This is a genomic window from Methanobrevibacter sp. UBA188, from assembly GCF_905234905.1.
Lineage (GTDB): Archaea > Methanobacteriota > Methanobacteria > Methanobacteriales > Methanobacteriaceae > Methanocatella.
Map to the genome: position 1 here is coordinate 1 of NZ_CAJOJM010000052.1, position 11,974 is coordinate 11,974.

Consider the following 11,974-nt stretch of genomic DNA (forward strand, 5'->3'; position numbering starts at 1 on the left):
CACAACTCATCGACCTCGGAAACAAAAAAATCCGATGCTTCAAATACGAAGAAGGTGCATAAAAATGGAACTAAAAGCAACAAACATCTCATTTAAATACCCTTCATCAAAAGAATACATCTTAAAGGATATTAACATCAGTCTCGACAACACCAAAATCACAGGTTTGGTTGGAGACAGCGGAAGCGGAAAGTCCACATTGTGCAAAATTCTATCAGGATATGTTAATAAATTCGAAGGCAACGTTACATTGGATGGTCAAAAACTGCCCAAAAAGGAATTCTGTCCAGTTCAATTAATATATCAGCACCCTGAAAAAGTAATGAATCCAAAATGGAAAATGAAGGAAGTATTGGATGAATCATGGATGCCTGATGACAATCTATTATCTGAATTCGGTATTCAGAAATCATGGCTTACAAGGTTTCCGCAGGAACTATCCGGAGGAGAGCTACAGAGATTTTCCGTTTTAAGGGCCCTGAATCCAAAAACAAAATTCATAATCGCAGATGAAATGACCACCATGCTTGATGCGATAACACAAGTGCAAATCCTGACATCAGTTATTGAAATTGTTAAAAACAGAAATATGGGAATGCTGCTTGTAAGTCATGATATGCCTTTGGTCGATAGAATCTGTGATGAAGTAATCTATTTGAAAGATATTAATGGCATCTAACCATTAATATCCATTAATTTTTTTATCTGCCAGTCAGCCCAGACCATTGTAATATTGTTTGAGACTATTTCACCCAAAACGATACCCATCCAAGCCCCCCATACACCATAACCTAAAATGACACCAAATAAAACTGCAAAAAGTATTGTGAAACCTGTTTCCCTCATGATTGTTTGAAACATTGCAGTCAATCCTTTTCCAATTCCCTGGAAAACATAAGTTGAAGCAACACCTACAGCCATTGTCGGATAATATATCACTATCCATGATAGAAAGCTTGTAAGTTCTGAAGCTATTCTGACACTGCTGCCACTTGATGCAAAGACATGAGCAATATCTCCTGCAAATACATTGGTTAAAACAGCTACAATTAATGCAATTACAATTGAAACCTTCATTGCATACCTATGAGCAATCTGAATATTCTTATAATTTTGAGCCCCATAATTGGCCGCAATGACAGAAATCAAAGCCGTCCCAATAGCTAAAAGAGGTGTTGTTCCTATTGTGACAATTCTCCATCCTGTTGAATAAACCGCTACTGAATCGGTTGATCCCACATATGCCAAAAGTGCGGAAAATACGGCTGCAAAAAATGCGTTGTTTAAAAGCTGAATACTTGCAGGAATTCCAACCTTGACAATATCTTTTGAAATATCCACTTTAAACTTGAAATTAATCAAATAAGGCTTTAAGAATGTATCCTTTTTAACATAAAACCAATACAATAAAATCAAGATTACAACTATTGATGAGATAATTGTAGCGATAGCCGCACCTTTAACGCCCATATTCAACGTGTAAATAAATATAGGGTCCAAAATCATATTCAAAATGGCAGATGCAACCATTGCATACATTGGACGTGTTGTATCTCCCTCGCCTCTGAAAATACCATACAATGCATTTGAAAGGATGATAAAAATTGAACCTATTAAAATAATATTCCCATAATCGGCTGCATAGTCAATTGTTGAACCTGCACCCATTGAATTCAGTATCGGATTTAATAAAAGCAACAGAATTATTGTTAAGATTATGGATACTATGATATCCAAAAATATTGAATGCATTGATGCATTATCCGCTTTAGTCTTATTTTCTTCGCCCAAATATTTTGAAATTGCAAAAGCGGCACCTGCACCAAGACCATTTCCAAAACCGACCAGAACCATGAATACTGGTGTGAAAAATCCCACTCCTGCAAGGGCATCAGCGCCCAGACCTGAAACCCATGCAGCATCAATCAGATTATAGAAACTAGAGATAAGCAATGAAACAATAAGGGGCATTGACATTTTAATTAATGCTTTTTTTGGATTTTGAAGCATTATGTCAACATTATCTGATGAATCATTACTTAACATAAGTTAATATTAAAATTTATTCAGATATAAAATTAGTTATTTGAGATTTTTGTATAAAAAAGCCACACAAAAATCAATGAATGCCATGTTTTTAAAAGAGGCACAATCCCCCCACCCAACATGGCCACCACATTTAAGAATTATTTTTTAGATTTTTTGGATTTTTTAGAAGATTTTTTAGGTTTTTCCTCTTCCTCATCTTCTACTTCAATTAATTTTTTTTCATCATCTTCTTCTTCAAGTTGTGCTTCAGCATCCTCTTTTATTTCTGAAACCCTATCTTCGGCATCCTGTTTTAATGCCATTACCCCTGCAACACAATCAGTAGCAGTGTCTTTTACAACTTTTGACTCCAATATCTTTTTACCAACGACTGCAGTAGCAAAACCTGCTGCAAAAATAAGTGCGCTTTTATGTTGATTTGCAAAATCAAAAATTTCTCTTTTAACCATTATATCACCTAATTAATATTTAGGCATTCCTAAATATATGTAGTTTATTATTTTTGACCTCAAAACGAGATCAATACACAAATTCACAATTGTTCTAATTTTATATTAAATGAATTGAAATTTTATATTAATATTTATAACTATTTTATTAATTGTTTTAAAAGATAATAATCTAAATCAGACCGTACCATTCTTAATTTACAATTATTTTTTTATTGAAAATAATCAAAACCACTTGAAAAAAATTTAAATATTTTTTTCAATAAAATAAATTTATGAAATTCGATAGAAAAAACATACTGTTCATTGGAATAATAGCAATAGCCATGCTATTAACTGCAAATGCTGGATTTGCTATTGACAATAATAATTTAAAAGAATATGATTTTGATTCCTATTTCAAAATGGATGTTCCAAAAGATATAAACTTTGAAAAAACAGACGGCAATGCCACTGACAATATAACATTATCAAAATCTTACAAGGACGATGATAAAAAAATTAATGTTGCATATTTCCAAACAAAAAATAACGCAAAAGACGAATTGATTAAGTATTATAAGGATATGGCCAAAAATAGTTCATCCGTAAGCATTAACGATATAAATAATGCCACAGTTATACACTTTGGAGATGAAAACACTTATGGAGATATTGAATATCATGATATGGCGATTGCAGGTAATGCTACACAATACATTTTAGTTCAGTGCGACAACCATAGTCTGATGGATTCCATGGCAAACTCCATTAAATTCAACTGATTTTATTGAAAACTTAAAAAAAAGATTTTTAGATAATTCAATCTAAAAATCATATTTTTTACATCTTTAAAAAAAGAAAATTAGAATAGTGGATCTTTCACCATTCCAATTCTAAATGAGTTTAGAATAACAAGCAATGTTAAACCTAAATCTCCAACACCAACAGACATCATCAATGTTATAATTCCCACAATCGCAAGAACTGCACACAATAATTTAATTGTAATTGCTAGTGTGATGTTCTGCTTGATAATACCCATTGTTTTACGGCTTAATGAAAATAGATATGGGAGTTTTGAGATATCATCCTGCATTAAAGCAACATCTGCTGTTTCGATAGCCACGTCGGATCCTGCTGCACCCATAGCAATACCAATATTTGCACGTGCCAAAGCAGGTGCATCGTTGATACCATCTCCAACCATGGCCACATCCCCAAATTTATTTCTGATTGTATCCAAAAGGTTTAACTTGTCCTGCGGAAGCAAATTAGCATATACATAGTCAATTCCAATTTCTGATGCTACGTTTTTTGCTGCAAGCTTATTGTCACCTGTAAGCATTACGGTTTTTACGCCTTGATCTTTCAAATCAGCAATAACTTCCGGAGCATTGTCCCGAATTTTATCAGACACTGTTATGATACCAATAACATTCTGGGCATTTCCAACAAATATTACTGTTTTACCTTCGCAATACACGTTAATCTCATCTTTTGAAATATCAAATGAACTTCCTTCAATTAATGATTCATTTGCAGCATAATACTGTTCTCCATTAATATTTGCAACTATTCCTTTACCTGGAACATTCTTAAACTCATCAACTGTATCAAAAATAATGTTTTCTTCATTTGCATAATTTACAACAGCCTGAGCAATTGGGTGGGAAGACTGGAATTCCAAAGAAGCTGCAATCTTAACAAGATCCTCTTCCGAATAACTTTCATCCAATACTCTAACATCACTTAATTTAAGTTTTCCTTCTGTCAATGTACCTGTTTTATCAAAGATTACTGCTTGAACATTACGCATTTCTTCAACATAAGTACTTCCCTTAATGATTACTCCATTTCTTGTAGCTGAAGTAATGGCAGATACCATTCCGACCGGTGTTGAAATCAAGAATGCACAAGGACATGAGATTACCAATAGTGAAAGAGCTTTATAAACCCAATCAGTTAAGTTTTGACCTAATACCAATGGTGGAATCAATGCAACACAGATAGCGGCAACCATCATGACTGGAGTGTAATATTTAGCCACCTTTTCAACCAATGTTTCGGTTTCAGACCTGTTGAGCTGGGATCTTTTTACCAAAGTAACTATTTTTGAAATCATGGAATCCTTTGCGGCAGTGGTTACTTTGACTTCAAGATACCCATCTTCATTAACTGTACCTGAAAAGACTTCATCACCAACATTTTTTAAAACCGGAACACTTTCACCAGTAATTGAAGCCTGGTTGATTGATGAAGAACCAAATACAATTTCCCCATCCAAAGGAACCTTATCACCAGGTTTTACAATAACAATGTCACCTATGTCTATTTCATCAACATTTTTAATCTCTTCTTTATCTCCTACTTTTAATCTGGCAGTATCAGGGGCTATTTCTACCAATGATTTGATTGAGCGTCTAGCCCTAAATTCAGAATAATCTTCTAAAAATTCTGCAATATAATACAGGAATGTTACTGCAGCACCCTCTTCGGGATGGCCTATAATAAATGATGCAACACAAGCAATACACATCAACATTGCAGGACCTATTGTGTGCTTTTTGACTAATGATTTATAAGCTAAAATAGCTATTTCATAACCTGCAATTATTGCGCCAAGCATATAAGTGGCAGTTATTATTGTAGTGTCAAATGACAACAATTCGAAAACATGGCCTAAAACAAATAATAATCCACTGGCAACTATTATTTGAATTGGCCTATTGGCTATCAAAGGTTTTCCTTCAGCCAGCAATTCTCCTTCATCATCGTCATCGTCGTCATCATCCGCACAATCAGGACAACCACAAAGACTTATATCAGCATCTTCATCGCCATGGCCATGGTCATGATGGTCATGGTCATGATGGTGATGTTCATGCTCGTGGTCATGGTCATGATGGTCATCATCATCGTCCGCGCAATCAGGACAACCACAAAGACTTATATCCACATCTTCATCATAATCAATTTTTTCACTGTGATCATGTACGCTCAAATCAGTATTTTCCTGATATTTTCTCAATAACTGTTGATCATAATGATCAGGATTTTCACATTTCACTTCATTACATTCCGAATCAAAGCAGATGTGATTGTAATGTTCGGGATTGCGACAATTTTCATCAGCACAATCAGAATCATAACATCTATTTTCCACCATATTATCACCAATTAAAAATTATTCTAATATATGTTCCAATCCCACTTTATATATCATTTCAATATGAAGGTCTGTGAGAGAATATCTTGCCATTTTACCTTCTTTTTGATATTTAACGATATTGTTTGCACGCAATATTCTTAATTGATTTGAAACGGTTGTTTGATTTAAATCAAGCGCTTCACAAATATCACATACACACAAATCTTCTATACTTAGCAGGGAAATAATTTTTAATCTTGTCGGATTTCCGAATATCTTAAAGAATTCAGAAAGCTCAGCAAATTCATTTTCATCCGGTATTCGTTCCTTAACACGTTCAACAACATCATCATGAGAGTCAAATACCTCACATACATCGTCATTCTTGTTTTCAAGATTATTTTTTTTCATTTCCATCACATATATTATATAATGATATTATGAAATGTTGATGTATTTAAATGTTGTCATATCATGATATTGTGATATGTTAATCTTAAAAAAATAATGGTGAAGTTATTTTTTCACAACCCCAACCAATGTCCCATCAACAACACAATCAAAATCTATTTTTTCCAACCAGCCTGCCTTTTCAAACATGTTCATGAAGCAGACTCCCATTAGCTTTCCATCATCTTTTAAGATTTCATTGACTAAAACCATCAGTTCATTAGTGTCGACATCATATTTCGGCATGCTAAGGCCACCTAACAGTACAACAACATCTGAGTTATGGGGGTCATATAATTCATCCTTTAAAACCATAGCATAGGATTTATTTTCAAATTCATGACACTCATCAATATCAAGCAATGGAATAAAACATGTTTCCTTGTCCCTTACAGAATATGCTAAAAATTCTGCAAAAGGTGTGCAAACTCCCGGAGACCCAACAAAAGTAATCTTTTGAGCATCACCAACCTCTTTTTTAAATGTTACCAATTGTCCATTCAATCCTTTCCACTCATATGCATCTTCCATATTTTCACCCAATCACTATTCATAATCGCTTTAATCATCAGCCAGCATTTCATCAAGAATTATCGAAGCTGATTCAACCATTTTTGGACATAATTCTTTGAAAAGATTATGCTTTACTGCATATTCCACACCTTCTTCAGTGCGAATGTCACATCCAAGCAAATCACGGCAGATATATGACCCATTTTTATTTTCAAATTCATCCAAAAATCTTTCGCATGCCTCATTGCTTTTGGACTTGTCATCACCATATTTCAATCCCAAAGCCATGAGCGCTCCAGTGCATGCTCCACAAACTTCACCTTTGCGCATACCGCTTCCAAAACAAGCCCCAATCTTTAAAGCCATATCCTTTTCAAGGCCAAAATCCTGACAAAATGCAGCAAAAACCGCCTGAGAACACACATATCCCTGTTCAAATAGTTGAACTGACTCTTCAATTGAATTCATATTTAATTATTTAAACTACATCATTTATTAATGTTAATAAGTAAAAACAATGGAATTTAAATTAATCAACATCCTTAAGTGCTTCAACCATGTCCAAATCATTAATTTTATCTGAAAACAATGTATTAACAGCTATAGACAATGAAAATGTTATTAAAGCAGATAATAAAATATTTCCCCATGTCAATGTCGGAATATAATACAAGGAATCTCCTGCAGCATTCATCATCAAAGTCATGAAGTAGAATCCAAGAGGAATTCCAAGAATAAATCCTATTGATGTAAAGATAATGTTCTGGGTCAGCAATATCTTTCTTAAGAAGTTTGTCTTGAATCCCAAAACCTTTAATGTTGCAATTTCCCACTCCATTTCAGTAAATGACAATATTCCCAAGTTATATAAAACCAAAAAGGCCAGTACCACCGCTACAATTGTTATAACATAAACCATCATCATAACAGCATTAGTCATCTGGTCCCAACTTTCCTTTAAATCATCAAGGGTTGTAACCGATTTGATTGAATCTATATTTTCACCATACTTTTGGTCTGTCAAAATGCTGGTCGGTGTGAAATTAAGACCCTGGTCCTCCAAAGTGTCCGGAGACATTATAAGACCCTGTGAAATTGGTTCTGCATGGATTTGATCTATTTTTGAGCTAACCCAATCATCACTTCCCACAATATGCCATCTGATACTGTCCCCAATACTCAAATTGAACTTTTTGGAAAGCTTTTTGGATATTGAAACATCACCCTCATCAATATCTATCGAATTTCTATCGCTGTCAGTGTATGAGATCAAATCCGTGTTGTTTGAAACCAGCAATGCTACCGTGTCTTCCGAATCATTCGTTTTAATTTCGATAGACTGCTGCATTATAAAACTACCATTGCTTTCATTTAAAGCATAATACAATTCCATAGGGTTTGCATTGTTGGAAATTTGCAGTTTTGACTCATAATGACTGATGTCATCATATTCCCAAGACTTCAACTCTTTCATACTGTCATTCATTCCAAATGCCGCAATCAATAGGGCAACACAACCCATCACCCCAACTATTGTCATGAATGCCCTGAATTTGTTGACCCTTGCATCCCTCCAATTCCATCTGAAATTGAAACTTAATCTATTCCAAAGATTTGATTTTTCAAGTAAACCTTTTGAAGACATATTAGGGGCTTTTGGCCTCATGGTATTTGCAGGATTTTCTTTTGAAATTCTTCTGCATGAAAGGTATGTTACAAAAAGAGACAATATAACCATCATCGCTGCAATATATACAAAACTCATGTCAAATCCAGGATTCCAGCTAGGCATACTGTAATTGGTCTGCATTGACGGATAAAACATCTGAGGAATTATCACAGGTCCAGTTACAAGTCCCAAAATTGAACCTGCCAAAACTGGGAAGAACGAATATGACAAATAATGCAGGATTATAGTATTGTCTTTAAAGCCAACTGCCTTTAAAACTCCAATTTGAGTTCTTTATCCTATTCATTGTTGTCAAAAGTGTCAAAAAGGTTACCAAAATGAACACAACCGGAAAAACATCACCAATCATTTTGTGTTGAACCATCTCATCTGAAAATTTGGATACACTAAGCTGATCGTCCTTTTTGGTAAATGACAAATAATCAGAAGAATCATCCAATTTTTCAATGAAATCATCATCCGAGGAATCGTATTTGACAAGCAATCTGTCATATTCCAAGTCTTCAGGATATGCATTGGCAGATAAATATGCAAAACCCATTTGTGAAAAGTCAGGAGTCAATGATGCCGGAGATGTTTCATAGACATATTCCGGAGAATATCCAATTCCCCTAATTTCTTTTTTAACAGTCTGGTTGTCGAATTCGAAAGATATTTTATCCCCAACATGCAAATCCCTTGCATCCGCAAAACGTTTATCCAACCACACTCCAGAATCATCAGAAGCATTAAAGTCGTCACCTTCAACCGAATAAAATTTAGAAATCGTTCCGTTTTCTACAAAATGCAGCGTCATATCAGGTTTATTTACCACATTTGCCTGTGATTGAACGACTGCCTGTCTGTCTGTTTGAGTTGTAAATTCGCTTATCTTATCAACTGAAGAATCATCAACAGTATCATTATAAACCCAACCGTCAGCAAGGTTGGTTTGAGCATAATAATCTGCGGAAGTCTGTTCCAGCCCATAATACTCTGCATATATTCCACAGTAAGCGAAGATACCTATAAATGCCATGAGAAATATTGCAATAAATTGTGTCTTATTGATTTTAAAATCCCTTAGCATTTTTCGAAAAAGTGACATAAAACAATGTTTGTTGAAAATTAGATTTATAATTTTATATATTCTCAGTCAAAAAAATCTTTCATTTAATTAACAAATGCATCAATTAAAATAATATATTGTAACTGAAACAACACAATTATAAACACAAAAAGACATTAACATCAACAAATCAACAAACACGAAAAAATGTAAAATAAAGATATATATGAAAAAGTGGAAGATGAGTTGATTAACTCACAAAAGTGATTTTCACCAAAAGCGTGAACAGACATTTAACCTATTCGCCGCTTTTAAGTGATTCCACCATGTCCAATTTTTTAATTTTGCGTGAAAACATCAGATTGACAATAATGGACAATGCAAAGGTTATGACTGCTGTCAGGAGGAGGTTTGTAAGGGATATTGAGGGCAATATATAGAATGAATCCCCTGATGATTCCCACATTATTGCCAAAATGGCATAACCAACAGGCAAGCCCAATATGAATCCAATAGCAGTAAACCACAGGTTTTGTGTCAAAAGCAGTTTTCTTAAAGCACTTGTCTTAAAACCCAATACTTTTAGAGTAGCTATTTCACGTTCGATTTCTGTAAATGACAATAATCCCAGATTGTACAACACTATAACCGCCAAAAGAGAAGCAAAGAATATCAAAATGTATATCAAGAGCCACATTGACTCTGTCAGTTCGTCCCAACTGCCAGTCATGTCACTCATGGAATTAGCAGCCTTGACACCACCATAGCTTTCATTGACATGCTTTTCAGTTACAATGCTTGTTGGAGTGTAATTTAAATCAATATCTTCCAATTTATCTGCAGACATTATGAATCCCTGTGAAATCGGATCTGCATGAATCTTGTCTATTGTTGTATTGACCCACTTATCCGAACCCATGATATGCCATTTGACCTTATCACCTACTCCAACTCCCAGCATATCTGCCATTTTATGAGAAATGGATATTTCATCGTCTTTGATGTCCACCTTATTCCAATCATAGTCTGTCGGAGTTACCAAATCTGTATGATTCAATACCAGAAGCGAACCTGACTTTTTAGCCGAATCCGACTCGATTTCAATGGCTGATTCCATCAGCTTGTCTCCGTTGACATCACTTGCCACATCATCGATTTGAGAATCTGTTGCGTTTTCTTCAATCACCAATTTTGAATCATAATGATTAATCTGATTGTATTCCCATTCCTTCAAGTCATTCATTCCATCATACATTCCGAATGCACATACCAGAAGCGCACTGCATCCTATAACACCAACTATTGTCATCAATGCCCTGAACTTATTTCTTTTTGCATCACGATAGTTCCAGCGAACATTGAATGACAGCCTTTTCCACAAACCCCATCTTTCAACAAATCCTGAAGTTGACACTTTAGGAATCTTAGGCCTTATTGTATCTGCAGGCTTTTCGGATGAGATGCTTTTTACAGAATAGAATGAAACTGCAAGAGACATCAGAACCATCGCCGCAGCAACATATACAAAATTCATGCTCCATGCAGGATTCCAACTAGGCAACTTATATGTAGCGCTCATTGACGGGTAAAACAGCTGAGGCAATATCATCGGCCCTAAAATCAGACCCAGAATCGAACCTATTAAAACCAGCCAGAACCCATAGGATACATAATGCAAGATTATTGAGAAATTTTTAAATCCGCTGGCCTTTAGAATTCCTATTTGAGTTCTTTGATGTGTGATTATTCTTGTCATTGTTGTTAAAAGAATCAGCATTGCAATTAGAATAAATACAACAGGGAAAATATCGCCCATCATTTTGTGCTGATCCATTTCCTCTGAAAACTGGCTTACACTGCTGTGTTCAGACCTTTCAACAAAGGAACTGTAATATCCATCCATATGATATGACAGCAAATCTGCATATGTTTCGGGATTTCCCTCAAACTTGACATTCAAGACATTATATGAAATATTGTCCCCAGGAAATGCCTTATTTGAAAGATAAGCAAAACCTATTTTGTTGAAGTCAGGTATTACAGAAGATGAAGATGCATGATAAACGTATTCCGGAGAGTATCCTATTCCCCTAATTTCCTTTTCCATTTTATAGTTTTCAAACTCAAAAGTTATGTTGTCTCCCACTTTAAGGCCTTTTGCATCTGCAAAGCTTTTATCAAGCCATACACCATCAGAATCATTTATATCTAACTTTTCACCTTCAACCAGATAGAATTTTGATATGGTGTTGTTTTCTACAAAGTGCAATGTAATATCAGGATCGTTGTCAAAATCCGCCACCGAATCTACGACATACTGCCTTTCCATTTGAGTAGTGGGACCCAGGATATCAACCTGATACAGGAACAAATCGTTTATGTCCATTGAATAAATCCAACCGTCAGCAAGGTTAGTGTCTTCTTGAACCACCCCACCCTAAAAGAGGGTGAGGATTCCTGAATTTTTTTCACTTAATATGGTTAATTTAAGTATTATTTCAGGCTATCCCCGTTGAACCAGCGGTTTAGAATATTAATTGCTGCGTTTGTGTCCCTATCAAGTATTTTTCCGCATTTTGGACATTTCCAGTTGCGTGTTTTGACTTTTAACTCTTTGTTTATGTGTCCGCAGTGGCGGCATGTTC

Annotated in this window: 11 protein-coding genes; 2 read left to right on the forward strand and 9 right to left on the reverse strand. The window is 34.9% G+C overall.

The window, feature by feature from the left end:
* The first annotated feature begins 64 nt into the window (after positions 1-64).
* Positions 65-679: an ATP-binding cassette domain-containing protein gene (locus QZ143_RS08330; protein WP_292883093.1), complete on the forward strand. Its 615-nt coding sequence runs from the start codon at positions 65-67 to the stop codon at positions 677-679.
* Here the strand turns inward: QZ143_RS08330 and QZ143_RS08335 are convergent.
* Positions 676-2,046, reverse strand: a complete 1,371-nt coding sequence (locus QZ143_RS08335) for an MATE family efflux transporter (RefSeq protein ID WP_292883096.1) — start codon at positions 2,044-2,046, stop codon at positions 676-678. The two genes, QZ143_RS08330 and QZ143_RS08335, sit on opposite strands and share 4 nt — an antisense overlap.
* Before the next feature lie 140 nt (positions 2,047-2,186).
* Positions 2,187-2,498, reverse strand: a complete 312-nt coding sequence (locus tag QZ143_RS08340) for a hypothetical protein (RefSeq protein WP_292883099.1) — start codon at positions 2,496-2,498, stop codon at positions 2,187-2,189.
* 275 nt (positions 2,499-2,773) lie between these two features.
* Between QZ143_RS08340 and QZ143_RS08345 the strand changes: the two genes are divergently transcribed.
* Entirely contained in the window at positions 2,774-3,262 is a 489-nt protein-coding gene (locus tag QZ143_RS08345; protein WP_292883102.1) for a hypothetical protein, read from the forward strand.
* An 80-nt stretch (positions 3,263-3,342) separates the two neighbouring features.
* Here QZ143_RS08345 and QZ143_RS08350 read toward each other — a convergent pair whose 3' ends face one another.
* The 7 genes from QZ143_RS08350 to QZ143_RS08380 form a co-directional block, all read right to left on the reverse strand.
* On the reverse strand, positions 3,343-5,646 hold the full coding sequence (locus QZ143_RS08350) for a cation-translocating P-type ATPase (protein WP_292883105.1): 2,304 nt from the start codon (positions 5,644-5,646) through the stop codon (positions 3,343-3,345).
* 18 nt (positions 5,647-5,664) lie between these two features.
* Positions 5,665-6,039, reverse strand: coding sequence for a metalloregulator ArsR/SmtB family transcription factor (locus QZ143_RS08355; protein WP_292883108.1), 375 nt, complete (start codon positions 6,037-6,039; stop codon positions 5,665-5,667).
* A 105-nt stretch (positions 6,040-6,144) separates the two neighbouring features.
* On the reverse strand, positions 6,145-6,609 hold the full coding sequence (locus tag QZ143_RS08360; protein ID WP_292883111.1) for a DUF2124 domain-containing protein: 465 nt from the start codon (positions 6,607-6,609) through the stop codon (positions 6,145-6,147).
* A 30-nt stretch (positions 6,610-6,639) separates the two neighbouring features.
* A complete protein-coding gene (locus QZ143_RS08365; RefSeq protein WP_292883114.1) occupies positions 6,640-7,059 on the reverse strand; it encodes a C-GCAxxG-C-C family protein in 420 nt (139 codons plus the stop codon).
* A 61-nt stretch (positions 7,060-7,120) separates the two neighbouring features.
* A complete protein-coding gene (locus QZ143_RS08370; protein ID WP_342765212.1) occupies positions 7,121-8,545 on the reverse strand; it encodes an ABC transporter permease in 1,425 nt (474 codons plus the stop codon).
* Positions 8,517-9,368 carry a hypothetical protein gene (locus QZ143_RS08375; protein WP_292883117.1) on the reverse strand — a complete coding sequence of 284 codons (852 nt, stop codon included), beginning with the start codon at positions 9,366-9,368 and terminating at the stop codon, positions 8,517-8,519. Before QZ143_RS08375 ends, QZ143_RS08370 begins: the two co-directional genes overlap by 29 nt.
* A gap of 259 nt (positions 9,369-9,627) precedes the next feature.
* Positions 9,628-11,760, reverse strand: a complete 2,133-nt coding sequence (locus QZ143_RS08380; RefSeq protein WP_292883120.1) for an ABC transporter permease — start codon at positions 11,758-11,760, stop codon at positions 9,628-9,630.
* Positions 11,761-11,974: the final 214 nt, after the last annotated feature.